Here is a 23,567-nt window from a genome sequence, read left to right on the forward strand (position 1 = left end):
GCGGCTGCGTGCTAGAATAGCAGGCTTTTTTTCCGCATTGCAACGCGTTGCAACAACGCCAAGGCCCCTATGTCCCGCGCCCTCAGAAACATCGCCATTATCGCCCACGTCGACCACGGCAAAACCACCCTGGTCGACCAACTTCTGCGTCAATCCGGCACCTTCGCCGCCCACCAGGCCGTCGCCGAACGGGTCATGGATTCCAACGATCTCGAAAAGGAACGCGGGATCACGATTCTTTCCAAGAACTGCGCCATCGATTTCGAAGGCACCCACATCAACATCGTCGACACCCCCGGACACGCCGACTTCGGCGGCGAGGTGGAGCGCGTGCTATCGATGGTCGACGGCGTGCTGCTGCTGGTCGATGCCGTCGAAGGCCCGATGCCGCAAACCCGCTTCGTGACGCGCAAGGCCCTGGCGCTGGGCCTCAAGCCCATCGTCGTGGTAAACAAGATCGACCGCCCCGGCGCCCGCCCCGACTGGGTCATCAGCCACACCTTCGACCTGTTCGACAAGCTCGGCGCGACCGAGGCACAGCTCGATTTTCCGGTGGTCTTCGCCTCGGCACTGAACGGTTTCGCCATGCTCGACGCGACCAAGCCAGGCACCGACATGCGCCCGCTCTACGAGGCCATCATCCAGCACACGCCGCAGCCTGCCGTCGATGTCGAGCAGCCGCTGCAACTGCAGATCTGTTCGCTGGACTACAACAGCTATGTCGGCCGCATCGGTATCGGCCGCATCCAGCAGGGCCGCATGAAGGCCGGCCAGGAAGTCGCGGTGATGTACGGCGACGAAAACCGGGGCAAGGCCAAGATCGGCCAGATCATGATGTTCACCGGCCTCGAGCGCGAACAGGCGACCGAAGCCGAAGCCGGCGACATCGTGCTGGTCACCGGTATCGAACAGGTCGGCATCGGCGTCACGGTCTGCGACCTTGCGGCGCCCGCCGGACTGCCGCCGCTGGTGGTGGACGAACCGACGCTGACCATGAACTTCCAGGTCAATACCTCTCCGCTGGCCGGCAAGGAAGGCAAGTACGTCACCAGCCGCCAGATTCGCGAGCGCCTGCAGAAGGAACTGCTGGCCAACGTCGCCCTGCGTGTCGAGGACACCGAGGATGCCGATGTATTCCTGGTGTCCGGTCGCGGCGAACTGCACCTCACGATCCTGCTCGAAACCATGCGCCGTGAAGGCTACGAACTGGCCGTGTCGCGGCCGCGCGTGCTATTCAAGGACATCAACGGCGAGAAGTGCGAACCCTACGAACTGCTGACGGTGGACATCGAAAACGACCACCAGGGCGGCGTCATGGAAGAACTGGGCCGCCGCCGTGGCGAACTGCTCAACATGGAATCCGACGGCAAGGGCCGCGTCCGCCTCGAATACCGCATTCCCGCCCGCGGCCTGATCGGCTTCCAGGGCGAATTCCTCACCGCCACGCGCGGCACCGGCATGGCCAGCCACATTTTCGATGACTACGGCCCGATGGCCGGCGTCATGGCCGAGCGCCGCAACGGTGTGCTGATCTCGCAGGACAACGGCGCCGCCGTGGCCTACGCCCTGTGGAAGCTGCAGGATCGCGGCCGAATGTTCGTCAGCCCGGGCGATCCGCTTTACGAGGGCATCATCATCGGTGTGCACAGCCGCGACAACGACCTCGTGGTCAATCCGATCAAGGGCAAGCAGCTGACCAACGTGCGCGCCTCGGGCACCGACGAAGCCGTGCGCCTGGTGCCGCCGATCCTGATGACTCTCGAGTCCGCCGTCGAATTCATCGCCGACGACGAACTGGTCGAGATCACGCCGAAGTCGATCCGCCTGCGCAAGCGCTTCCTCAAGGAGCACGAGCGCAAGCGCGCCAACCGCGAAGAGCCCGCCGCCTGAGAAAGCCGGTCTTTCAAGAATGAACGGGAGCCGCGGCTCCCGTTTGTTTTTTGGCTCGAAAGTCGGCGCTGGCGACACGGCACTCACCCCGCCGGGTCAGGCAGCGCGCTCGATCTCGACCACGACGCGGCGATTGGGTGCAAGGCAATCGATGATGGCGCGCGTGCGCCGGCCGGGGCATTCCACAACGGGGAGCGTATCGCCGTGGCCGCTTGCCGAGATCAGCCCCGCGTCGACGCCGTGCGCAATCAGGGCCCGGCCGACCGCTTGCGCACGCGACTCGGCAAGCCGCCGATTGAACTCCGGACCACTGCGCGACAGCCGGTCGGTGTGACCGCCGATGCGCACGGCGAGCAGCTTCGGCGTCGAGCGTATGCGTTGCGCGAGGTCGCGCAGCGACTCGCTGCGCGCCGCATTCAGCCGCGTCGCACCGAAGGGGAACAGGGTATCGGTAGGCAGAGGCACGATATCCACATGCGTCGCCGCGGATTTGGCGGCGGCGGTTTGTTCCGGATCCGGCGCGGGTGCCGGTGTCGTCACGGACTTGGGTGCCGGTGCTGGCGCTGGCGCGGCTGCAGGCACCGGCACCAGTCGCGGCACGCTGGGTTGCACCAGCTCGACTTCCGCCACGGCGAAACAGCGCCGGACCTCTTCACCGGCAGCGTCAAGCGACTGTTGCGCCCGGACTCCGATTTCCTCCGCCGCTTTCGGGTCGCCGATGTGGGCCTTGTGCCCGGCCCACACCAGCGCCACCTCGGCGCGCGCGAGCGGATCGACGGCACACGGAAAGCCGGCGCTGTTCTTGATCTGATCGACCGTTGCCCAGAGCTCGGGATTGACGGTGCTGCTGGCAACCACATGCAGGGTGCGCAAGGGTGGATTCCTGCCGCGATCCATGGCGCCAAGCAGGGCCATGGCCTGGTCAAGCGCGTCCTCGGCGGCGTCGCCGCCCGCCTCGGTGGACCCGACATCGACCGCGAAGTCGAGCCAGGCGTCGGCCTTGGCGAGGTGATAGCGTTTCGTCGCGGAAGCAGTGGCGCGCTGCGCGGCGATGCGAATGCGGGTGCGTGCAATGCGCTCGGCATCGACACCCGAGGCAATGCTGCGCACCCGTTCCGGCGGCGGCGGCCCGAACGGCGCCTTCGGCGGCTGCATGCATCCCGCGAGGAGCAAGGCCGCCAGCACGAAATTCCCCGGACGAAGCGCGTTCGCGGCAAGGTGGCGCGCTGTACCGACGCCGGACGGCATCGATGCACTTGCACCTGCATTTTCCGCGCACCCGGAAAAACGGGAGCCGAAGCTCCCGTTTTTCAGCTCAAGAGTCGGCGCTGGCGCGACGGCGAACTTCACCCGGTCAACCGAGAGCCTTCAGCGCCGCCTCGTAATTCGGCTCGTTCGCGATTTCCGGGACCATCTCGGCATGGATTACCTTGTCGTTCTCGTCGACCACGACCACGGCGCGCACCGTCAGGCCGACCAACGGGCCCTCGGCGAAGGCGACGCCCCAGTCCTTCATGAACTCGGGATGGCGGAAGGTCGACAGATGGGAGACATTGGCCAGGCCTTCCATGTCGCAGAAGCGCTTGGCGGCAAACGGCAGGTCACCGGAAACGCAGAGCACGACGGTGTTCGCCAGCTTGCCGGCGGCTTCGTTGAACTTGCGGGTCGAGGTGGCACAGGTCGGCGTATCGATGCTCGGGTAGATATTGAAGACCTTGCGCTTGCCGGCAAAGTCCTTCAGCGACACTTCGGCAAGGGTGCCGCTGGTCAGCTTGAAATCGGGAGCCTTGGCTCCGGCAGCGGGAAGATCGCCTTCGACGCGCAACGGTGTGCCGCGCAGGGTTACGGTTGTACTCATGGATAGCTCCTGTTCCGGGTTGGTAGTGGGGGTGAAAAAACGCCTAGTGTAGCCGCATCAGTCCGGGGAGGACCATCGTGGCGTTGCTGGTGGTGGCTTCGGCGATCGCTTCGACGGCGACGCCGCGCAAATCGGCCAGCGCGCGCGCGATGCGGGGCAACTGGTCCGGCGCGTTGCGGGCGCCGGATAGCCACTCCGGCGGGATATCCGGCGCATCGGTTTCAAGCACGATCGCATCGAGCGGCAGGCTTGCGGCAAGTTCGCGTATGCGGCTGGCGCGCGGGAACGTCATGGCGCCGCCGAAGCCGAGCTTGAAGCCAAGCTTGATGAATTCATCAGCCTGCTGGCGGCTGCCGTTGAAGGCGTGTGCGATACCCCCGGCGACACGCCAGCGGCGCAAGGCCTTGAGTACGGGATCGATCGCCCGCCTCACGTGCAACAGGACCGGCAGGTCGCTGTCGCGGGCGATCTGCAACTGGGCGCTGAGATAGAAATCCTGCCGCGCATCGTCGCGCGGCTCGACGAACTGGTCGAGGCCGATTTCGCCGACGGCCACCGGTCGCTCGCGGCGGACGGTTTCGCGCAGGGTGTCGAGGTCTTCCTCGCGCGCGCGTTCGACATACATCGGATGGATGCCATAGGCCGCCGCGCACCCGGGATAGTCCCGGCAGACGGACGCGACGGCGCCGAAATTGGCGCGTTCCACGGCAGGTACCACGATGCGGCCGACCCCGCCAAGCGCCGCCGCTGCCGCCACATTCGCCCGATCGGGATCGAATTCCGCGGCGTCGAGATGGCAGTGCGTGTCGATCAGCACGGCCTATTCCAGTTCGTCGATCCAGGCCTGCTGGATGGCTTCCAGCTTCTTCTCGCCGCAGTGGGTTTCGTTTTCCTCGAAACCCGGCAGCAGCATGACCCAGCGCATCAGGTCGACGAAGTTGATGCGTGTCGGATCGACATCGGGGTGCGCTTCGGAAAGTTCGATGGCGATGTCGAGGCTGTCAGTCCACTTCATTTCTTCGAATGCCCTTCCTTGACCATGTTGATCGTGTACTTTGGAATCTCGATCACCAGCGGCGTGCGGCCGACGATGGCCTGGCAGGACAGGCGCGAATTCGGCTCCAGACCCCAGGCCTTGTCGAGCATGTCCTCTTCCAGCTCCTCGGCGTCGGCCAGGGATTCGATACCCTCGCGGACCACGACATGGCAGGTGGTGCAGGCGCAGGATTTCTCGCAGGCGTGCTCGATTTCGATGTCGTTGGCGAGCAAGGCGTCGCAAACCGAGACACCGGGTTCGGCGTCGAGAACGGCGCCATCGGGACACAACTCGACATGGGGCAAAACGATGATCTGGGTCATGTAATCTGGTCCACGTTGCGGCCCGCGAGCGCGCGCTGCACGCTCTGGTTCATGCGTCGCGCGGCAAACTCGTTGGTGGCGGCGCTCAGGGCGCGCATCGCGTCGTCGATCTGGCGGCGGTCGTCGCCGATCATCACCGCCTGCATCTTGGCCAGGGCGGCGTCGATGTGGGCGCGCTCCATGACGGAAAGGAGGTCGGCGGAATCCTGCAGGGCCGACTGGGTGGCCTCGATCAGGCGCTGCGCCTCGACCTGCACCTCGCGCAAGGCGCGGCGGAAGGCGTCGTCACCGGCATGGCTGAAGCTGTCTTTCAGCATGCCCGCGATTTCGTCGTCGGAAAGGCCGTAAGACGGCTTGACCTCGACCCGAGCCTCGCGCCCGGTGGTCTGCTCGCGGGCCGTCACGGAAAGCAGGCCATCGGCATCGACCTGGAAGGTCACCCGGATCCTCGCCGCGCCCGCCACCATCGGCGGCATGCCGCGCAACTCGAATCGGGCCAGGCTGCGGCAATCCGCGACCAGTTCGCGCTCCCCTTGCACCACATGTATGGCCATGGCGGTCTGGCCATCCTTGAAGGTGGTGAATTCCTGCGCGCGCGCGATGGGAATCGTCGAGTTGCGCGGAATGACCTTCTCCACCAGGCCGCCCATGGTCTCAAGGCCCAGCGAAAGCGGGATTACGTCGAGCAGCAGCCAGTCGTCACCGGCGGCGCGATTGCCCGCCAGCAGGTTGGCCTGGATCGCCGCACCCAGTGCCACGACCTTTTCCGGGTCGAGGTTGTTGAGCGGCTCCTGCTTGAACAGTTCCGCCACGGCATGCTGGATCTGCGGCATGCGCGTCGAGCCGCCCACCATCACCACGCCGCGCACCTCGTCCACCGTTAGCCCGGCGTCGCGCAGGGCCTTGCGGGTGGGGGTCAGGGTCTTCTGCACCAGGGTGCGGGTGATCTCGGTGAATGCCTCGGTGGTCAGCGTCAGGTCTACGTATTCCCCGCTGCCCAGCTTGACGGTGATCGGCGCCCGGCCATGCTGAGACAACTGCTCCTTGGCCTCGCGGGCGCGCATCTGCAGCAGTCGCGCATCCTGCGGCGAGAGCGGCGCCAGATTGGCCTGCTCGATGATCCAGCAGAAGACCCGATGGTCGAAGTCGTCGCCGCCGAGCGCGGAATCGCCACCGGTGGCCATGACTTCGAAAACACCTTTGGACAGGCGCAGGATCGAAATATCGAAGGTCCCGCCACCGAGGTCGAACACGGCATAGATGCCTTCGGCGGAATTGTCCAGCCCGTAGGCGATGGCGGCTGCAGTCGGCTCGTTGAGCAGGCGCAGCACGTTGAGGCCGGCCAGTCGCGCCGCATCCTTGGTCGCCTGGCGCTGCGCGTCGTCGAAGTAGGCCGGCACGGTGATCACGGCACCGGTCAGTTCCCCGCCGAGCGAAGCCTCGGCGCGGTTGCGCACGGTGCGCAGGATCTCGGCCGAAATTTCCACGGGACTCTTGACGCCGGCGATGGTGCGCAGCTTGACCATGCCTTCGGCATCGACGAAGTCGTAGGGCAGGGTTTCGATGTGCGCAATATCGCGGCGGCCGCGCCCCATGAAGCGCTTGACCGAGACGATGGTGTTCTTCGGATCGATCGACTGCCTCGCCTCCGCACCATACCCCACCTCGACACTGCCGTCGGCGGCATAGGCGACGACCGAAGGCAGCAAAGGCCTGCCCTGGATGTCGTTGAGAACCACGGCCATGCCGCTCCTGACGGTGGCGACCAGGGAGTTGGTGGTTCCCAGGTCGATGCCCGCTGCGAGACGATGCTCGTGCGGTGCCGCGGATTCCCCCGGCTCCGCTATTTGAAGAAGTGCCATATCTTGTCGTTAATGTGAAACACCTTGTTCGGAGTCCCCTCTGATGGACGCGCGAAGCGCGCCGGCTAGTAACCCCCCCGCGAGGGGGGAAGGGGGGCGGGTGACCAATTAGCTTTTCGCGGGTCTCGTCCTCAGCTGGCGTCAGTCGGTACCATGAGCGTCATGAAGTGACGGCCTCGAGAGCGTCGTCGATTTCGTGCAGCAGTTTTTCCTGGAACATTAGCTGGCGCACAAGAATTGCCGCCGCACCGAAATCCTTCCGGATGTCGATCAGTTCCGCCAGTCGCACATAGTCGGACCTGATTTCGCCGAGCAAGCGGCTGCGCACGGCGTCCAGCGCAGCTTCGTCAGCGGCCGCGCGCGCCTCCATGACCGCTTCGCGCAACTCCATCTGGTCCATCAGGAATTCGGTCGGCATCGCCGTGTTGCTTTCGATCTGCGGATCGTGACCGAGCAGGCCGAGCAGGTAGCGTGCCCGCAAACCGGGGGACCTCAGGATCTGGAAGGCCTCGTTGACCCGCGTCGCCCACTGCATTGCCAGGCGCCGGTCGGAATCGCCCGCATGGGCATGCTTGTCCGGATGCACTTTGGCCTGGATGGCGCGAAAGCTGTCTTCCAGACGCGCAAGGTCCAGCGCCTGCGCCCGCGGCAGGCCGAACAGCGTGAAGTGGTCGGCGGCAAAGTTCAGGTCGAACGTGGTCATTGCGCGGTCAGCGAATACGCATCAGGTATTGAACGACTCGCCGCAGCCACAGGCATCCTTGACGTTGGGGTTGTTGAACTTGAAACCCTCGTTCAAGCCTTCCCGCGTGTAGTCGAGTTCGGTGCCGTCCAAATAAGGCAGGCTCTTGGGATCGACCAGCACCTTGACGCCATGGCTTTCGAAAACCAGGTCCTCGGGTTCGGATGCATCGGCGAACTCGAGCTTGTAGGCCATGCCCGAGCAACCCGAAGTCTTGACCCCCAAACGAATGCCGACGCCCTTGCCACGCTTGGCGATGAAGTTGGCGACGTGCTTCGCCGCGGGTTCGGAAAGTGTCACCGCCATGATCAGCCCCCTTGTTTCTTCCGGTAATCGGCCACCGCGGCCTTGATCGCATCCTCGGCGAGGATGGAGCAGTGGATCTTGACCGGCGGCAGCGCCAGCTCCTCGGCGATCTGCGTGTTCTTGATGTCCAGCGCCTGATCCAGCGTCTTGCCCTTGACCCATTCGGTCACCAGCGACGACGAGGCGATGGCCGAGCCGCAGCCGTAGGTCTTGAACTTGGCATCCTCGATGATGCCGTCCTTGCCGACCTTGATCTGCAGCTTCATGACGTCGCCGCAGGCCGGCGCGCCGACCATGCCGGTGGCGACGCCTTCGTCATCCTTGGCGAAGGAACCCACGTTGCGCGGGTTTTCGTAGTGTTCGAGTACTTTCTCGCTGTATGCCATGATGGTTTCCTTAGTGTGCAGCCCATTGAACGGAATTCAGATCGACGCCGTCCTTGAACATTTCCCAAAGCGGGGACAACTCGCGCAGCTTGCCCAGCTTGTCGTGCAGCAGTTTGATGGTGAAATCGACATCGGCTTCTGTCGTGAAGCGGCCGAGGGTGAAGCGGATCGAACTGTGCGCCAGTTCGTCGGAGCGGCCGAGCGAACGCAGCACGTAGGACGGCTCCAGGCTGGCCGAGGTGCAGGCCGAGCCGCTCGACACGGCGATATCCTTGATCGCCATGATCAGCGATTCGCCCTCGACGAAGTTGAAACTGACGTTGAGGTTGTGCGGCACGCGCTGCTCGATGTCACCATTGATGTAGGTTTCCTCGATGTCCATCAGGCCCTTCAGCAGCTTGTCGCGCAGCATGCGGATGCGCTCGTTCTCGGTAGCCATTTCCTCCCGGGCGAGGCGGAAGCACTCGCCCATGCCGACAATCTGGTGCGTGGCAAGGGTACCGGAGCGCATGCCGCGCTCGTGGCCGCCGCCGTGCATCTGCGCTTCGAGCCGGACGCGCGGCTTGCGGCGCACGTAGAGCGCGCCGATGCCCTTGGGTCCGTAGGTCTTGTGTGCGCAGAAAGACATCAGGTCGACCTTCAGCTTGGAGAGGTCGATCGGCATCTTGCCTGTCGCCTGCGCCGCATCGACGTGGAAGATCACGCCCTTTTCGCGGCAGATCTCGCCCAGTTCGGCGATCGGCTGGATCACGCCGATCTCGTTGTTCACCGCCATCACCGAAGCGACCACCGTATCGGGACGCAACGCGGCCTTGAACTGCTCGACGGTGATCAGGCCGTTTTCCTGCGGCGTCAGGTAGGTGGCCTCGAAGCCTTGGCGTTCCAGTTCCTTGACCGTGTCCAGCACCGCCTTGTGCTCGGTGGACACCGTGATGATGTGCTTGCCCTTGGTGCCGGCGTAGAAGTGCGCCGCGCCCTTGATGGCGAGGTTGTTCGATTCCGTCGCGCCCGAAGTCCAGATGATTTCCTTGGAATCGGCGCCGACCAGCGCTGCGACCTCTTCGCGCGCATCTTCGACGGCCTTTTCCGCCTCCCAGCCATAGGAGTGGGAACGCGAGGCCGGGTTGCCGAAATGCTCGGTCAACCAGGGAATCATTTTTGCCGCTACGCGCGGATCCACCGGCGTGGTGGCCGAGTAGTCGAGATACACCGGCAGTTTCATGCCTGCAGTCATTACCAAAGTCTCCAGTTCAGCTTGCCAGGGCGGTCATGCCCTTGAGTTGCAAGATTGTAGTATCTAGTACGGATATAAAATCGCGCACCTGCGCAACCGTGTTGTCCGCGCCGAGGCTCACGCGCACCGCGCCGCGCGCCCGCGAGGAAGGGACGCCCATCGCCAGCAGCACATGCGAGGGCTCCGGATTGGCGCTGGAACAGGCTGCCCCGGCCGCCACCGCAAAACCGGCACGATCGAGCCGGCCCACCAGTGTTTCCCCATCGATGCCATCGATGGCGAAGTAGCAGGTGTTCGGCAGGCGTTCGGCGCCCGCGCCGAACAGAGTCGCCCCCCGATGCAACAGGCCCGCCTCAAGTTCGCCGCGCAGCGCCGCGAGATGCCTTGTACGGGCATCGAGATCAGCCACCGCAAGTTCCGCGGCAAGGCCGAAACCGACGATCGCCGCGACATTCTCGGTACCCGAACGCAGGCCGCGCTCGTGGCCGCCGCCGGCCATCAACGGCTGCATTTCCACACGCTTGTCCACCACCAGGGCCCCAGCGCCCTTGGGCCCGCCCAACTTGTGGGCGGAGAGCGTCAGGGCATGCACGCCCGCGGCGTTGAGCTTGCGGAAATCCAGCGCACGACGGCCGAAGGCCTGCACCGCGTCGGTATGGAACCACGCCCGGGCCGGGGCCGCTGCCTGGGCCAGTGCGACCACGTCCTGGACGACTCCGGTTTCGTTGTTGGCCAACATCACCGACACCAGGGACGGCCGTCCATCCATTGCCGCCTGAAAGTCGGCGCCGACGACACGGCAATCCGCATCGACGGCTAGCTCGCGCAGGCGCCATCCGGCTCGCCGCAAAGCCTTTGCCGGCTCGCGCACGCAGGGATGTTCGATCGCGGAAACCGCCACCAGCCCCGGACTCAGGCAGGCCGCCGCGCCCTTGATGAACAGGGTGTTCGCCTCGGTGCCGCCACTGGTGAAAACCACTTCCGTCGGATGGGCTCCAACCGCATGGGCCACCCGTTGCCGCGCCTCGTCGATCGCCCGCCGCGCCGCGCGGCCGTATTCGTGGCGGCTGGAAGCGTTGCCATGCTGCGTCGTCAGGTACGGCAGCATGCCTTCCAGCACGCGCGCGTCGAGCGGCGTGGTGGCGTTGTGGTCGAAATAGACGGGGGCGAACATCGCGTGCTCAGGCGTTAGTGCCGATACGTCCGAAGCACCCCGTCACGATCGAGCGCAGCGAGCTTACAGTCACCCCCGCCCGGGCGGGGGTTGGGGGGTGGGGGCGTCCAATTCGCTTTTTCATGGCTGGTCAGGCGGCCGCCAGTTCCTCGGCCGGACGGCGCACGCGGCGCAGCGGACGTTCGTCGTGCAGCACGGCGCTGGTACCGGTGCGCTCGCGTTGCTGCGCCACGAGTTCGGCGAGGGTGACCGAACTCAGGTACTCGAACATCTTCTCGTTGAGGCTGGTCCACAGCTCGTGCGTCATGCAGGGGCGCTGGTCTTCGGCACAGTTACCCTTGCCGCCGCAATTCGTCGCGTCGAGCGTTTCATCCACGGCGTGGATGATCTCGGCCACGGAAACGCCCTCCAGTGGCTTGGCCAGGCAATAGCCGCCGCCCGGGCCGCGCACGCTGGACACAAGTTGGCGGCGGCGCAGCTTGCCGAACAACTGTTCCAGATAGGAAAGGGAAATCTTCTGCCGCTCGCTGATGCCGGCCAGGGTCACCGGGCCGGCGTGCTGGCGCAGGGCAAGGTCAATCATTGCGGTTACCGCAAAACGTCCTTTGGTCGTCAGTCTCATGGGAATTCTCCATCGGGGAAAAACATTCGGGAAACGCTTCGGCCTAAATACCTGAGCGTTTCCATCGACTATATGGTATCCCGACAGTTTTAGTCAACTATCTTCGACAGATAATTTGGATCGAACTTGTCTGCTGTTGCGACGTCGTCTTCGAGCGTTACCCCGCAGCGCTCCATGGTTTTCAGCAACGCCTCGATGCGGCGGTCCGTTTCGACCGCGTGGTCGAGCAGGCCATGGATCGCCTGGGCCAGCGGATCGTCCTGTGCGCGTGTCACCGCATAGGCCGAAAAGCCCATCTGGCCGGCCTTGACCTCGCGGTCGATCTCGCTGCGATCCTCGATGATGCGTGCCGGAATGCCCACCGCCGTGCCGCCCGGCGGAACATCGCGCACCACCACGGCGTTGGAACCAACCTTGGCGCCCACTCCGAGGGTGATGGGGCCGAGGACCTTTGCACCAGCGCCGATTACCACTCCTCGCTCCAAGGTCGGATGGCGCTTGCCCTTGCTCCAGGAAGTACCGCCCAAGGTCACGCCGTGATACAGCGTGACCTCGTCCTCGATCACGGCTGTCTCGCCGATGACCACACCCATTCCATGGTCGATGAAGACCCTTCGCCCTATGGTGGCGCCGGGATGGATCTCGATCCCGGTCAGCGCGCGCGTGACATGCGACAGGAAGCGCGCCAGCCAGCGCAAGCGTGCGCTCCACAACCAGTGCGAGATGCGATGCAGGGTCAGTGCGTGGAATCCCGGATAGCAGGTCACCACCTCCCAGGTGGAACGGGCGGCGGGATCGCGTTCGAAAACGCAGGCAATATCTTCGCGCAGGCGGGAGAACATGACAGGGGACCGCTGACAGGAATGGAGGGCCAAGTATACCGGCGCTTGGCATCGCCACGCCTCCGGCTTTCAGCGTTCAGTCATCGGACGCCCGCCGCATGCCAGGCGATTTGCCGCCCGGCATCCGCGGACCGGCTTCCAGCGAGGCGAACAAGCCGCGCAGGATGGCGACTTCCTCCTTTTCCGGACCGGCGCGGGAGAACATGCGCCGCAGGCGCGGGATCAGGCGCTTCGGGCGGGCCGGGTCGAGGAACTCGCTGGCGATCGCGGCGCGTTCGATGTGCGCGATCAGGCCTTCGACCTCGTCGTGGCTGGCCAGCGTCCCGGCGCCTGAAATCGCGGGCGGCAATCCGGGATCGATCGCGGCCAGCCGCAGTTCGTAGCACATCACCTGCACCGCCGCCGCAAGGTTGAGCGAACTGAATTCCGCATTTACTGGAATCATCGCCCAGCGCCGGCACATCGCCAGTTCGTCGTTGGACAGCCCGGACGTTTCGTTGCCGAACACCAGCGCAACCTCGCCGATCGCCGCCATGCCCACCAACGCCGCCGCGCCGGCGCGCGCCCACAGCGCCGGCACCGCGAGCTCGCGCCGACGGGCGGTCATCGCCATCGCCAAGCTGGTGCCGCGCAAGGCCTCGGCAAGCGAGTCCACCACTTCGGCGGCCACCAGCAGGTCGGTGGCGCCGGCCGCCATGGCGTCAGCCTGGGTATCGGGGAATGCTTTCGGATTCACCAGCACCAGGCGCGACAGGCCCATGGTTTTCATGGCCCGCGCCGCAGCGCCGATGTTGCCCGGGTGGCTCGGATGGGAGAGCACGACGCGAATGCGATCGAGGACGGCGGGAGCGGATTGTGGCGTGGCGTTCATGTCATGTCCTTGGACCTGCGATGGCGGCGGTGCTAGGCATATCCGCGACACCGCGACTCAGGCGGGCGTCCGCGGGTGCGATAGAATCGTGGACTTCCCGCGCCCCTGCGCCCCCCGGCCTGCCCCGCCCAATACACCCATGCATCCCACGCTGAACATCGCCGTCAAGGCCGCGCGTCGCGCCGGCACAATCATCAACCGCGCCAGCATGGACGTCGACAAGTTGCGGGTCGATGTCAAACAACAGAGTGATTATGTGACCGAGGTTGACCGTGCCGCGGAAGCGGCGATCCTCGAAGTGCTGCGCGAGGCCTATCCCAGCCACGGAATTCTAGCAGAGGAGTCCGGACTGGCCGGCACCGCCGCCGACAGCGAATACCAGTGGATCATCGACCCGCTGGATGGCACCACCAACTTCATCCACGGCCTGCCGCAATATGCCATTTCGATCGGACTGGCACACAAGGGAATCATTACCCAGGCGGTGGTATACGACCCCAACCGCAACGAGATTTTCACCGCCAGCAAGGGCGGCGGCGCCTACCTCAACGAAAAGCGCATTCGCGTCGCCAAGCGCGTCAAGCTCGACGAAGCACTGATCGGCACCGGCTTTCCCTATCGCATGTTCGACCACATCGATACCTACCTGGCAATCTTTCGCGACGTGGCGCAGCGCACCGCCGGCATGCGCCGCCCGGGCGCCGCCGCGCTCGACCTGGCCTGGGTGGCGTGCGGGCGCATGGACGGCTTCTGGGAGCTCGGCCTCTCGCCCTGGGACATGGCTGCCGGCAGTCTGCTGATCACCGAAGCCGGCGGACTGGTCGGCGACCTCGCGGGCGAATCCACCTACATGCAGACCGGCAACATCGTCGGCGGCAATCCGAAGATCTTCGCGCAACTGCTGCAACTGATTGCGCCGCACCGGACCGCGAAGCTGCAGGCCTGAGCCTTGATGTCGGCCGTCTTGACGGCCGCCGTGGTTCGAAATCCGGTTGCGCGAGCTTGAATTCGTTCGGCCATGGGAATACCATAAATACCGTAAGCCCATATTTATGGAGACCTTGAAATGAAAACCACCATCGAAATGCCCGACGATCTCTTTCGCCGCGCAAAGGCCGTTGCCGCCTTACAGGGCCTGAGCATGAAAGATTGGCTGACGAACCTCCTGCGCAGGGAAGTCGGCGCAGGCACACCGGCACCCCCATCAGATCAAGACCGGGAACAGGAAGCCGACGCATTCATTCAGGAACTCAATCGCCTAGCATCGGATATTTCGGCGAATTGGCAAGGACCGCATGATGCCGTTGCTGCCATACGCGAGCAGCGCCGGGACCTTGGCGCATGATCGTCGATGCATCGGTATGGGTCGCCAACGTTCTTGAAGTGGACACGCACCATGAAATCAGCCTTGCGTTCATGCATCGATTCGTCAAGGAACGCCAAACTGCGACCCTGCCCTTGCTGGTCTGGGCGGAGATTGCCGGGGCAGTCGCACGCCGCACGGGAGACACGGACCGGGGCCTGAAAGTGGCCACAATGATCTCCGCCCAAACCTGGGTGAGAGGCGTACCACTGGACGCGGCATTGGCCAACGAATCCATGCGCCTCGCCGCGAAATTGAGACTGCGCGGCGCCGACGCCATCTATGTCGCACTCGCAGCCACCTACCGAGAACCGCTGATTACCCTGGACTCGGAAATGCTGGAACGCGCGCGTGCTGTCGCGGAAGTGTTCACGCCCGAACAGTGGCTGCAACAACGCTGACGATGCCACCTGCCATCACCGCCGCCGAACTTGCGGCGCACACCCCCGTCATGCAGCAATGGCTGCGCGCCAAGGCGGACCATGCGGACAAGCTGCTGTTTTTCCGCATGGGGGATTTCTACGAGCTGTTCTACGACGATGCCCAGCAGGCCGCGCGCCTGCTCGACATCACGCTGACCGCGCGCGGCCAGTCGGCGGGCAAGCCGATTGCGATGGCGGGCATTCCTTACCACGCGGTCGACGGCTATCTGGCGAAACTGGTGAAGCTCGGCGTCTCGGTGGCGATCTGCGAACAGATCGGCGACCCGGCGCTGGCCAAGGGCCCGGTGGAGCGCGCCGTGACGCGCATCGTCACCCCGGGCACGCTGACCGACGCCAACCTGCTCGACGACAAGACAGACAGCCTGCTGCTGGCGCTCTGCATCGACCGCCAGCGCACCGGGCTGGCCTGGCTCAACCTCGCCAGCGGCGACCTGCGCCTGCTGGAAACTTCGCTCGATGCCCTGCCCGAGCAATTCGAGCGCCTGCGTCCGGCCGAATTGCTGCTGCCGGATGCCCTGCGCTCGGGCCTGCCCGAGACGCGCGCCGTCACCCAGCACCTGCCCGACTGGCATTTCGATGGTCGCGCGGCCGCCCATGCGCTGGCCGAGCACTTCGGCACCCGCGACCTGGGCGGCTTCGGCGTGCAGGACGAAGAGCTCGCCCTGGCCGCCGCCGGCGCGCTCTACCGCTATGCCCAGGCCACGCAACGGGAAGCGCTGGCGCACCTGACGCAGCTCACGGTCGAGCACGAAGGCAGCTTCCTGCGCCTTGATGCCGCGACCCGGCGCAACCTGGAAATTTCCGAGACGCTGCGCGGCGAGCCCGCACCCACCCTGCTCTCGCTGCTCGACACCTGCGCCACCAGCATGGGCTCGCGCTGGCTGCGCCACTGCCTGCACCATCCCTTGACGGATCGCGGCATTCCGCAGGCGCGGCAGGCCGCGGTCGCCGCGCTGATCGGCGACGCCGGCCGTGGCCCGCATGCAGCGCTGGCCACGGCACTCTCGGGCTTTGCCGACATCGACCGCATCGCTGCCCGCATTGCCCTGAAGAGCGCCCGGCCGCGCGATCTTTCCTCATTGCGCGACAGCTTGGTCCGCCTTGGCGATATCCGTGCAAGAGTCGGCGCTGACGGTACGGCGGTCCGGCTCGACGAACTCGCCGCCGCGCTTGGTACGCCGCAGGCCTGCGTCGAATTGCTGATGCAGGCCGTGGCGCCGGAGCCCGGCGCGCTGATCCGCGATGGCGGCGTCATCGCCCCCGGCTACAACGCCGACCTCGACGAATTGCGCGCCATCCAGGACAACTGCGGCGCCTTCCTGATCGAACTGGAAGCCCGCGAACGGACCCGCAGCGGCATCGCCAGCCTCAAGGTCGAATTCAACAAGGTGCACGGCTTCTACATCGAAGTCACGCACGCCAATGTCGAGAAAATCCCCGAGGACTACCGCCGGCGGCAGACGCTGAAGAACGCCGAGCGCTACATCACGCCGGAACTGAAGGCCTTCGAGGACAAGGCCTTGTCGGCCAACGAACGCGCGCTGGCGCTGGAACGCCAGTTGTGGGACGAACTGCTGGGCGCGCTGGCGATCCACATTCCGCTCCTGCAGCGCATTGCCCGCGCCATCGCCGAACTCGACGGACTCACCGCCTTCGCCTGCGCCGCGGTGCGCCACGACTACCGCCAGCCCGAGTTCTGCGAGGAAGCGGCGCTGGAAATCGAGGGTGGTCGCCACCCGGTGGTGGAACGCCAACTCGTTGCGCAGTCGGCAAGCTTCATTGCCAATGACATGCGCCTGTCGGCCGCGCGCCGCATGCTGCTGATCACCGGCCCCAACATGGGCGGCAAATCGACCTACATGCGCCAGGCGGCCTTGATCGTGCTGCTGGCGCACTGCGGCAGCTTCGTTCCCGCGCGGCGCTGCCGCCTGGGACCGGTGGATGCGATCTACACGCGCATCGGCGCCTCGGACGACCTCGCCTCGGGGCGTTCCACCTTCATGGTCGAAATGACCGAGGCCGCCGCCATCCTCAACGGCGCTACCGACAAATCTCTGGTGCTGATGGACGAGATCGGGCGCGGCACCTCGACCTTCGACGGCGTCGCGCTGGCCTTCGCCATCGCCCGCCACCTGGTCGAAAAAAACCGCGCCTGGACCCTGTTTTCCACCCACTATTTCGAGCTGACGCGCCTGGCGCAGGACTACCCGGTCTGCGCCAACGTCCATCTCGACGCGGTCGAGCACGGCCACAAGATCGTCTTCCTGCATGCGGTGGAGGAAGGTCCGGCCTCGCAGAGCTATGGCGTGCAGGTCGCCGCGCTGGCGGGCATGCCCCCGGCGGTGGTGCGCGAAGCAAAGCGCCGCCTGGCGTTGCTGGAAAACCGCGAAGCCGGATCGCTGCTGCAACCCGACCTGTTCGCCAGCGCCCCGCCGCTGCCCGAGCCGCCGCATCCGGCGCTGGATGCGCTGCGCGACCTGAATTGCGACGAGCTCAGCCCGCGCGAAGCCCTCGACACGCTCTACCGGCTCGCCCGTCTGGCGAAGGATTAAGGCGGGCGCCTTCCTCGCGCCTCAGTGCAGTTCGTCGTCAGGCGGCACGGGCGCCGGAAGCACCGCAATGCCTTCTTCGAGAAGTTCGCGCGTCTCATCGACTGTTGCGATGCCGCGTATGCTGCGCGCGGGAGCCTCGTCGTAATGGATGCGCCGCGCCTCCTCGGGAAACGCCGTGCCGACGTTTTCGGCCTTGCGCGCCATGCTCGCAAGCGCTTCGTGCAGACGCGCCAGCGCAGGCTCCGGGGCGACCGATTGCGTGGACGCGGACGGCGCGAGTTCCGACGCACCGCGCTTCAGATGCGGTGCCGAAGGCAACTGGCTGACGCTCGAAGTCTGGCAATGCGGACAGAGCACCAGATGACGCTGGCTCTGGTCGCGAAACGCCTCGCCGGAAGCGAACCAGCCTTCGAAGCGGTGTCCCTGATCGCAGAGGAGATCGATGATTATCATATGGTGCCGGAACCGGAATCGAAAATACTAGCCAACGCCAGCAACATCAATGGTTGATGGAAGTGAAGTTTTTAGAAATGCCCCCATCGATGCCCCCTAGATCCACGCGCTTTGCGGTGCTGCGCAGTATATCCGCGAGAAACCACCTCCCTGCCGAGCGATCCAGGGGACGCGGGATTGACGATCAACAACAGTGAAGCCCGGTCACTCCAGGGACCACACAGGCAAAAAAACCGGCCGATTCCGTGGAAAATGCATAAAGCATTCAATATCCGCCAATACAACAATACGTTACATAAGTATCACTATCCACGGATTCCCCTGTAATTCTGTGGATCATCCACAGGTCGATTTACGCACCTAGTCAAATCAATAGCTTACGTTGCCGCTGTTCCACGGAATTCCCCTGATTTGGGCCAAAACTCCACGGAATCGTTTTTCCATGACATTTGGATTCTGTGGATTGCGCCGCTCCCATCAAATGCCTGTCTTTCTTCTCTTTCTCTTTGATTTTATTAAAAGAAGAAGAAGAAGAGCGGAGAAAGGCGAAAAATCGACCCGTGGAGAAAACAGGCGATTCCGTGGAGAATTGAACCAATTCCGTGGAGATTGAGAACGATTCCGTGGAACAGAAAAACCCGTTTGTGGCGTCGTATAGCGGTTTCGGTCAATAAATCCACGGAATCCACGGGTTTTTCATTTTCTATGTGACCTCCAAGCGCCCGTTCGCTACCTGCGAAACCAAATCGCGCGCCTCGGTTGACGGTATGCAGGGGTTCCTGGACGAAGCCAAGTCAGCACCCCTCAAGTTGAGGGGTATAGCTCCGATGGGATGGCGGTGCTCTCCGGCGAAGCGCATCCAGTAGCGGACAGATTGACCGCTGCCGGCGCCTCAGATCGCCAGGGCGACCAGGAACGTGATCGCGCCCAAGGCCCGCAGCGTAGCCAGACCGAACACAATCCCGTTTAGAAATGATCGAATCATTTTCTCTCTGCCTTCATCGAAAGCGCAGCCACGGATTCGGCGCCGGTAGAGGTCGCCGGCGTCGCTACGATTCCTCGATCGATGCCGAGGGCTCGCCACGGCCGCGATGTTTTTCCCAGATTGATAGGACAACTGCCGCCATCAGCTTGATCGCCAGCTTACGGTCTGGCAATCCGACCGGTGGAAGCAATGTGAAGGTCTCTGCGGCCTTCGTAGGCGCTGCACGCCGCTTTGGTCTGCCCGCTCCAGGGGCGTCGCCACCCAGGTTCCTGTTGCCCATTCACAGCCTCTTTCTTTGACCGCCGATCGGCGCGACGCCCGGGGGATCACTTATCCGGTCCGGTTCAATCGGCTTGTTACCTGGCCGCGCCTGCGCAAGCATCTCCTGTTCGGCAAGATATTCTGCGACGATCCGTTCGGCTAACAGATCGATCAGCATTTGCCGCCCGCGAGCTCGGTTGCCAGTCATCGCCCTGGACTCACTTAACGTACCTGTCGAATTTCGGCGTCGCGTGAAGGCCAAGCCGGTCAAGCTTGGCCAGGCTGATCGCCGTCAGGTGCGCTGTCCTGTTGCCTCGAATCGATCGCTCAGCATCGTCATCGATCACCACGCCGCTCGCCTGGAGCTGCTGCTTGAACACACGCCCGGTTTTGATCGGCAAGGCGTCGAATTTGCCCCGCAGGTGCGGCGCGGTCGAGATATGGTCCATGACGTGCGATGGCCGAATGAACAGCGCCGGCTCGATAGCGCCAGGAGAAACCGGGATGGTGTCCCAGCAGTGGGGATGCTCGAACCGGTTCGCATCGATTTCCGACAGCAGGATCTCCATGATCCAGACCCATGGCAGACGGATGCCATCCGTTTCGGCGATATGTTCATTCATTTCCGCAACCAGATCGCCGGCAAAGCCACCTTGTTCGATGTCGATGTCGGCGAACTCGCACAGCAAGTGCCAGGCCATGAGAATCACGGCATAGTTTTCCATCATCCGGCGGCCGGTGGCGTCGTCGACACTGGTTCGCGAATGCTGCTGGCAATACTCCTGGCATTGCCGATACATCGCTTTCACCTTGTCCGTTCCGGTCTTTTCCAGAAACTGAAGCCACTGCCAGACGGGGAACTGGGGCAGATCATGCGGAATCAACGGCCCCTGCTTTGCCGAGGTCAACGAGCTGCGGCAGATCTTCGATTGCAGCGAGGCGACATCCACTTCCTCGCCGGCGAGCAGCACCGGGGCACACATGAGGTAAGGCGTAAGGCCTGCCCCCACGCGCGTGAATTCGAAGCGATAGGTCGACTGCAGCAGTCCGTCGATTTCAGAAAGCACCATCTTTGGCAGCTTGGAGAATTCGTCCCAGCCTACCGGATGGCTGGTATAGCTGACTGAGGCGCGGCGCCGATGGTCCGTCTTGAGCATCTGGCCGGATAGCACCTGGAAGGCGAGCGCCGCTTGCATGGACTCCAGTAGCTTCGATTTTCCGGACCCCTTTTCGGCCTGCATCTGGAAATGCGGATAGAAGCCCAGGATCGCCTTCAGATGGGCACCCAAGGCCCATACGAGGGGAATGGCGGCGGCATTGGCCTTGAACGTGGCCTGGTAAGCCTCAACCACGCGGCGAGCGTCCTGAACGCTGCCACGGGGGAAAATCATGTTGTGGTAGAGACACTGCTTGGCCGGTTCGATGAAGAAGCAGTCATTCCCCTCCAGTGCCGCCGGCGAGCCCGCACGCCAGGCCAGCCCGACGAAATTGACGACATCCCGGGCACCGAGCGCAGCAGACCGCTCCAGGATGTTCAGCATGCGCTGGAACTGCGCCGGCTTGAAGATCGCGCCAAAGCGGGATCGCCACCAGTCAAGATTGAATAGCTGGCGATCGTCGACAACTTCCCGCTGCAAGATCACTCCATGCCGCGGCGATTGCGCGCTGATGCCGAACACCGTTTCCGATTGGGTGTCCGGGGTGCCATTGATCGTGGCCAGGTGGCCCTGTACACGCAACCGCGAGAATCCGGCCAGCCGAAACGAGCACAGATCGCCGATCGTTTCTCTCCGCTGGCCGCCTTCATCATCCTTCCACTCGTCGACGTACTGGGTGAAATCCTCGCGCACCCGGTAGCGCCAATACACCTTGAAATCGTGTTCAGGGAGAAATATCCGGCGCGTGCCCTGCAGGCCTTCGCCACCGCCCGGCATCCCTGGAATAAGCCATTCCTCCAGCTTGCGCAGGCGCCGCCAGAGGTCATCGACTCCGCCGGTCTTCAGCACGTCGTTGATGTCCTCGCCCTCTTCCCAATCCTGCATGTCCACCAGCATGGCGCTGATCTCGCAGGCCGTGAGCCGTTCGGAAAGTCGCCATGCGGCGGCGAGCCCCGGGCGCTGCCCTGTCCGCTCGTTCACCGGGTCGGTGTGATCCAGGGCGATGATGAGGCGCTTGCCCTTGAGAAAGGCCAGATCCTGCTTGTCGGCATTGCCGGTGCCCCGCAGCGCCAGGACGGCTGTTCCATTGGGGATGGGACAGCTCTCGACCGATAGCGCGTTGATCGGCGACTCGACCACGTACACGGTGTGTGCCCGCGTCAATCGCGGCAGATCGCTTGTCCATGCAATGCCTTCCTTCCTGCCCTGGCACTGAGTCTTGACGCCGCCGTTTAGCGCAGGATCCGCGAACCTCATATCCACTGCCTCGACCAGCCGGGTCTCGATCGAGCGGACGATAAAGGCGGCGGCCGGCCCGCCGTGTCCCGCTTCATTGGGCGCAATCTTGTCGTTGGTCCAAGTGTTCCAACCAAGGGTTTTGAGCTGGATGGCTTTCCTGATAACTGCATCGTCGATGCCGCGCCCGGCCAGGTAGGACACTACCGGTTCCGGGTTCTCGACACAGCGATCGGCGATGTACTCGGGAATGCTCTTCTGGCTACGTTTGCCCTTGGCCTGCGGGCTCTGCCGTGGAAGACTGATGCCGTACCAGTCCCCCAGCAACAGGGCGGCATCCATTGCAGACTCGATCTCCGGCCGGCAATACAGCACGAGGTCAATGCAACTGCCTCCGGCGCTTCCATCCGAAGACCAGTCTTTCCATCCGCGAGCGTTGGGAGTTATCGACAGCGACGGCGTCTTGTCGCGATGGTGCGGACTCTGATAGTTGCCGTTGTCGCCCTTCCTGCGCAGCCCCAGGCGTTCCGCCAGGTTATGCAGATCGATCGAGGATTTCAGCGCATCGAAATAGCCGGATGCGGGCTGCGCAGGAAGGTTGGCGCCCATCAATACCACCGCCGCAACAATCTCAGGTATCCGACCGCGAAATTGGCATTGATCACCTGGCGATTGAGCGGCGCCCTGGTCACACTGCCACCATGCTGTCGAACTCTGTGTTCGCCTCACGGAATTGTCTGCTCAAAGGCATCAACAAGCACAGCACGCTGCCCGCGTTGATCTCGCTCTCGGTCATATGAGAGAGCATCTCGATGAGGCCGTTGAGCCCACATTGAAACGATTTGAATTCGTCATCGATCGCGTCAACGACAATGCACAATGTCGCTATCCGATTGCTTATCTCGTTGATTTCAGCTTGAGCCTTGTCCTGCGCGCTCAGCGAACCGCCAATCTCGCCGATCAGTTGAGCAAGACGACGGTTAGATGAAAAGATTTTATTGATCAGGTCAAAATTTTCCTGACGGTCCAAATTCCTGAGTTTCTCGTGCAGCGTTGGGTATCCAGGGTTGCTCATTTTGTGTCTCCTTGGTAATTTCCCAGCCTGTTCCTGCGCAATAGGGCGCTGAGCGTGGCGCAGAGGATGTCGCGGCCCTTGTCATTGCAGCGGCGCAGCAGGTGTATCAGCTCCACTTCCCGTGGGTTCGTCCGCCACCAGCCCAGCTCCATGGCCAGCACGCGGGCGGCGTTGTGCCATGCGCCGGTCAGGCGTTTGGATGAAGCCTCCATATCTGGCAGGGGGGGCGCTTTCAGCGGTGCGTGGCCGAGTTCCTGGTAGGCGTAGATACCGACCTGTCTTAAAACGGCGAACATCGCCTGCTCACGCGGCGTGGCCGGCGATACCGGCGGCAGCTCGCTGGTGCAGTAGTGCGGCACCTTGTAGACGCCGGCGCAGCGTTCGGCGAGGCTGAGCTGCCACGGGTGGTCTTTCTGAATGCAGATGGCGACCTCATAAAGGTGGCCGATGCCGTCTTGCGTGAGTCGGTTCCGCCCTAACAGGAAGCTGGCTTCGTCGTTTGAGATCGCCTCCCAGCCCAGCTTCCAGGCGGCCATGAACGTGGCCTCGATCTGCTCGGCGGATGGCAGCGGCGTGCTGGCATTGACCGGTACGGACTCGGGGGGCGGACGCCGGGTACCGTGGGCGTGTTCCATTCCGGAACGCCAGCCCAGCGTGCGCAGGGCGACGAACAGGGCATGAATACTCGCCGGGGTCGGCGCGGGCAGGGTACGGCGGGCGGGTTTTTTCGGTGCAGCGGTGGATTTGCCCTTGGTGGGCGTCTTGAACCTATTGAGACTTCCGTAATTCATGACATCACCACAGCGTAGCCTGCATCCAGCACGCAGCGATGATCGAAGGGCGTTTCTGAGCGCTCTTGAGTTTGTTTCGCGCGGTCGCGTGCAACTCGCCCAGGT

The 23,567-nt window shown here is 63.8% G+C and carries 24 protein-coding genes; 5 read left to right on the forward strand and 19 right to left on the reverse strand.

The genetic code is table 11. The annotated features are described in order from the left end of the window. The first annotated feature begins 69 nt into the window (after positions 1-69). Positions 70-1,890, forward strand: coding sequence for a translational GTPase TypA (gene typA, locus J0M27_RS16665; protein ID WP_294994212.1), 1,821 nt, complete (start codon positions 70-72; stop codon positions 1,888-1,890). A 96-nt stretch (positions 1,891-1,986) separates the two neighbouring features. On the opposite strand, the gene J0M27_RS16670 is transcribed toward typA, so the two are convergent. From J0M27_RS16670 to J0M27_RS16735, 14 genes are all read right to left on the reverse strand, one after another. Further along, positions 1,987-3,045: an OmpA family protein gene (locus J0M27_RS16670; RefSeq protein WP_294994215.1), complete on the reverse strand. Its 1,059-nt coding sequence runs from the start codon at positions 3,043-3,045 to the stop codon at positions 1,987-1,989. A 199-nt stretch (positions 3,046-3,244) separates the two neighbouring features. Continuing rightward, positions 3,245-3,748, reverse strand: coding sequence for a thiol peroxidase (tpx, locus tag J0M27_RS16675; RefSeq protein ID WP_294994218.1), 504 nt, complete (start codon positions 3,746-3,748; stop codon positions 3,245-3,247). Between the two features lie 43 nt (positions 3,749-3,791). After that, a complete protein-coding gene (locus tag J0M27_RS16680) occupies positions 3,792-4,565 on the reverse strand; it encodes a TatD family hydrolase (RefSeq protein ID WP_294994221.1) in 774 nt (257 codons plus the stop codon). 3 nt (positions 4,566-4,568) lie between these two features. Continuing rightward, entirely contained in the window at positions 4,569-4,763 is a 195-nt protein-coding gene (iscX, locus tag J0M27_RS16685) for a Fe-S cluster assembly protein IscX (RefSeq protein WP_294994224.1), read from the reverse strand. Further along, positions 4,760-5,107 (reverse strand): ISC system 2Fe-2S type ferredoxin, encoded by a 348-nt coding sequence (fdx, locus tag J0M27_RS16690; RefSeq protein WP_294994227.1) that lies wholly within the window; start codon positions 5,105-5,107, stop codon positions 4,760-4,762. The genes iscX and fdx overlap by 4 nt, the downstream gene beginning before the upstream one ends. After that, positions 5,104-6,969 carry a Fe-S protein assembly chaperone HscA gene (gene hscA / locus J0M27_RS16695; protein WP_294994230.1) on the reverse strand — a complete coding sequence of 622 codons (1,866 nt, stop codon included), beginning with the start codon at positions 6,967-6,969 and terminating at the stop codon, positions 5,104-5,106. Before hscA ends, fdx begins: the two co-directional genes overlap by 4 nt. A gap of 160 nt (positions 6,970-7,129) precedes the next feature. Further along, positions 7,130-7,672: a Fe-S protein assembly co-chaperone HscB gene (gene hscB, locus J0M27_RS16700; protein WP_294994234.1), complete on the reverse strand. Its 543-nt coding sequence runs from the start codon at positions 7,670-7,672 to the stop codon at positions 7,130-7,132. Positions 7,673-7,693: 21 nt separating this feature from the next. After that, complete coding sequence (gene iscA, locus J0M27_RS16705; protein WP_294994237.1) at positions 7,694-8,017, reverse strand: iron-sulfur cluster assembly protein IscA; 324 nt, start codon at positions 8,015-8,017, stop codon at positions 7,694-7,696. Positions 8,018-8,019: 2 nt separating this feature from the next. After that, positions 8,020-8,403, reverse strand: a complete 384-nt coding sequence (iscU, locus tag J0M27_RS16710) for a Fe-S cluster assembly scaffold IscU (RefSeq protein WP_294994240.1) — start codon at positions 8,401-8,403, stop codon at positions 8,020-8,022. Between the two features lie 10 nt (positions 8,404-8,413). Then, a complete protein-coding gene (locus tag J0M27_RS16715; protein ID WP_294994279.1) occupies positions 8,414-9,625 on the reverse strand; it encodes an IscS subfamily cysteine desulfurase in 1,212 nt (403 codons plus the stop codon). Positions 9,626-9,653: 28 nt separating this feature from the next. Further along, the gene (locus tag J0M27_RS16720) at positions 9,654-10,811 is read right to left on the reverse strand and encodes a cysteine desulfurase family protein (RefSeq protein ID WP_294994243.1); all 1,158 of its coding nucleotides are present in this window, start codon (positions 10,809-10,811) and stop codon (positions 9,654-9,656) included. Positions 10,812-10,941: 130 nt separating this feature from the next. Further along, a complete protein-coding gene (iscR, locus tag J0M27_RS16725) occupies positions 10,942-11,433 on the reverse strand; it encodes a Fe-S cluster assembly transcriptional regulator IscR (protein ID WP_294994246.1) in 492 nt (163 codons plus the stop codon). An 89-nt stretch (positions 11,434-11,522) separates the two neighbouring features. Then, on the reverse strand, positions 11,523-12,308 hold the full coding sequence (cysE, locus tag J0M27_RS16730; RefSeq protein WP_294994248.1) for a serine O-acetyltransferase: 786 nt from the start codon (positions 12,306-12,308) through the stop codon (positions 11,523-11,525). A gap of 43 nt (positions 12,309-12,351) precedes the next feature. Beyond that, entirely contained in the window at positions 12,352-13,146 is a 795-nt protein-coding gene (locus J0M27_RS16735) for an RNA methyltransferase (protein ID WP_294994251.1), read from the reverse strand. Positions 13,147-13,285: 139 nt separating this feature from the next. On the opposite strand from J0M27_RS16735, the gene J0M27_RS16740 reads away from it, so the two are divergent. The 4 genes from J0M27_RS16740 to mutS all read left to right on the forward strand — a co-directional run bounded on the left by J0M27_RS16740 (position 13,286) and on the right by mutS (position 17,504). Continuing rightward, positions 13,286-14,092, forward strand: a complete 807-nt coding sequence (locus J0M27_RS16740) for an inositol monophosphatase family protein (RefSeq protein ID WP_294994254.1) — start codon at positions 13,286-13,288, stop codon at positions 14,090-14,092. Positions 14,093-14,212: 120 nt separating this feature from the next. Next, positions 14,213-14,491, forward strand: coding sequence for a hypothetical protein (locus J0M27_RS16745; protein ID WP_294994257.1), 279 nt, complete (start codon positions 14,213-14,215; stop codon positions 14,489-14,491). Continuing rightward, complete coding sequence (locus J0M27_RS16750) at positions 14,488-14,910, forward strand: PIN domain-containing protein (RefSeq protein ID WP_294994259.1); 423 nt, start codon at positions 14,488-14,490, stop codon at positions 14,908-14,910. Before J0M27_RS16745 ends, J0M27_RS16750 begins: the two co-directional genes overlap by 4 nt. Before the next feature lie 2 nt (positions 14,911-14,912). Beyond that, positions 14,913-17,504 (forward strand): DNA mismatch repair protein MutS, encoded by a 2,592-nt coding sequence (mutS, locus tag J0M27_RS16755; RefSeq protein WP_294994262.1) that lies wholly within the window; start codon positions 14,913-14,915, stop codon positions 17,502-17,504. A 21-nt stretch (positions 17,505-17,525) separates the two neighbouring features. Here mutS and J0M27_RS16760 read toward each other — a convergent pair whose 3' ends face one another. The 5 genes from J0M27_RS16760 to J0M27_RS16780 all read right to left on the reverse strand — a co-directional run bounded on the left by J0M27_RS16760 (position 17,526) and on the right by J0M27_RS16780 (position 23,462). Next, on the reverse strand, positions 17,526-17,957 hold the full coding sequence (locus J0M27_RS16760; protein ID WP_294994265.1) for a DUF1178 family protein: 432 nt from the start codon (positions 17,955-17,957) through the stop codon (positions 17,526-17,528). 1,265 nt (positions 17,958-19,222) lie between these two features. Beyond that, positions 19,223-19,381, reverse strand: a complete 159-nt coding sequence (locus J0M27_RS16765) for a hypothetical protein (RefSeq protein WP_294994268.1) — start codon at positions 19,379-19,381, stop codon at positions 19,223-19,225. Between the two features lie 40 nt (positions 19,382-19,421). After that, positions 19,422-22,205, reverse strand: a complete 2,784-nt coding sequence (locus J0M27_RS16770) for a toprim domain-containing protein (protein WP_294994271.1) — start codon at positions 22,203-22,205, stop codon at positions 19,422-19,424. A gap of 79 nt (positions 22,206-22,284) precedes the next feature. Next, positions 22,285-22,671, reverse strand: coding sequence for a DUF1484 family protein (locus J0M27_RS16775; protein ID WP_294994274.1), 387 nt, complete (start codon positions 22,669-22,671; stop codon positions 22,285-22,287). Beyond that, positions 22,668-23,462: a hypothetical protein gene (locus J0M27_RS16780; RefSeq protein ID WP_294994276.1), complete on the reverse strand. Its 795-nt coding sequence runs from the start codon at positions 23,460-23,462 to the stop codon at positions 22,668-22,670. The genes J0M27_RS16775 and J0M27_RS16780 overlap by 4 nt, the downstream gene beginning before the upstream one ends. Positions 23,463-23,567 lie beyond the last annotated feature (105 nt).

This window comes from Sulfuritalea sp. (genome assembly GCF_017302275.1).
Taxonomy (GTDB): domain Bacteria; phylum Pseudomonadota; class Gammaproteobacteria; order Burkholderiales; family Rhodocyclaceae; genus Sulfuritalea.

What these genes read in the sequence shown, in the direction of transcription:
- iscA (WP_294994237.1), bottom strand. Translation starts at nt 8,017, where the DNA reads ATGGCGGTGACACTTTCCGAACCCGCGGCGAAGCACGTCGCCAACTTC.
- J0M27_RS16745 (WP_294994257.1), top strand. Translation starts at nt 14,213, where the DNA reads ATGAAAACCACCATCGAAATGCCCGACGATCTCTTTCGCCGCGCAAAG.
- J0M27_RS16735 (WP_294994251.1), bottom strand. Translation starts at nt 13,146, where the DNA reads ATGAACGCCACGCCACAATCCGCTCCCGCCGTCCTCGATCGCATTCGC.
- J0M27_RS16715 (WP_294994279.1), bottom strand. Translation starts at nt 9,625, where the DNA reads ATGAAACTGCCGGTGTATCTCGACTACTCGGCCACCACGCCGGTGGAT.
- fdx (WP_294994227.1), bottom strand. Translation starts at nt 5,107, where the DNA reads ATGACCCAGATCATCGTTTTGCCCCATGTCGAGTTGTGTCCCGATGGC.
- J0M27_RS16765 (WP_294994268.1), bottom strand. Translation starts at nt 19,381, where the DNA reads ATGCTGATCGATCTGTTAGCCGAACGGATCGTCGCAGAATATCTTGCC.
- mutS (WP_294994262.1), top strand. Translation starts at nt 14,913, where the DNA reads ATGCCACCTGCCATCACCGCCGCCGAACTTGCGGCGCACACCCCCGTC.
- iscR (WP_294994246.1), bottom strand. Translation starts at nt 11,433, where the DNA reads ATGAGACTGACGACCAAAGGACGTTTTGCGGTAACCGCAATGATTGAC.
- iscX (WP_294994224.1), bottom strand. Translation starts at nt 4,763, where the DNA reads ATGAAGTGGACTGACAGCCTCGACATCGCCATCGAACTTTCCGAAGCG.
- hscA (WP_294994230.1), bottom strand. Translation starts at nt 6,969, where the DNA reads ATGGCACTTCTTCAAATAGCGGAGCCGGGGGAATCCGCGGCACCGCAC.
- J0M27_RS16780 (WP_294994276.1), bottom strand. Translation starts at nt 23,462, where the DNA reads ATGAATTACGGAAGTCTCAATAGGTTCAAGACGCCCACCAAGGGCAAA.
- J0M27_RS16720 (WP_294994243.1), bottom strand. Translation starts at nt 10,811, where the DNA reads ATGTTCGCCCCCGTCTATTTCGACCACAACGCCACCACGCCGCTCGAC.
- J0M27_RS16750 (WP_294994259.1), top strand. Translation starts at nt 14,488, where the DNA reads ATGATCGTCGATGCATCGGTATGGGTCGCCAACGTTCTTGAAGTGGAC.
- J0M27_RS16770 (WP_294994271.1), bottom strand. Translation starts at nt 22,205, where the DNA reads ATGGGCGCCAACCTTCCTGCGCAGCCCGCATCCGGCTATTTCGATGCG.
- J0M27_RS16740 (WP_294994254.1), top strand. Translation starts at nt 13,286, where the DNA reads ATGCATCCCACGCTGAACATCGCCGTCAAGGCCGCGCGTCGCGCCGGC.
- hscB (WP_294994234.1), bottom strand. Translation starts at nt 7,672, where the DNA reads ATGACCACGTTCGACCTGAACTTTGCCGCCGACCACTTCACGCTGTTC.
- J0M27_RS16760 (WP_294994265.1), bottom strand. Translation starts at nt 17,957, where the DNA reads ATGATAATCATCGATCTCCTCTGCGATCAGGGACACCGCTTCGAAGGC.
- J0M27_RS16775 (WP_294994274.1), bottom strand. Translation starts at nt 22,671, where the DNA reads ATGAGCAACCCTGGATACCCAACGCTGCACGAGAAACTCAGGAATTTG.
- typA (WP_294994212.1), top strand. Translation starts at nt 70, where the DNA reads ATGTCCCGCGCCCTCAGAAACATCGCCATTATCGCCCACGTCGACCAC.
- iscU (WP_294994240.1), bottom strand. Translation starts at nt 8,403, where the DNA reads ATGGCATACAGCGAGAAAGTACTCGAACACTACGAAAACCCGCGCAAC.
- J0M27_RS16670 (WP_294994215.1), bottom strand. Translation starts at nt 3,045, where the DNA reads ATGCAGCCGCCGAAGGCGCCGTTCGGGCCGCCGCCGCCGGAACGGGTG.
- tpx (WP_294994218.1), bottom strand. Translation starts at nt 3,748, where the DNA reads ATGAGTACAACCGTAACCCTGCGCGGCACACCGTTGCGCGTCGAAGGC.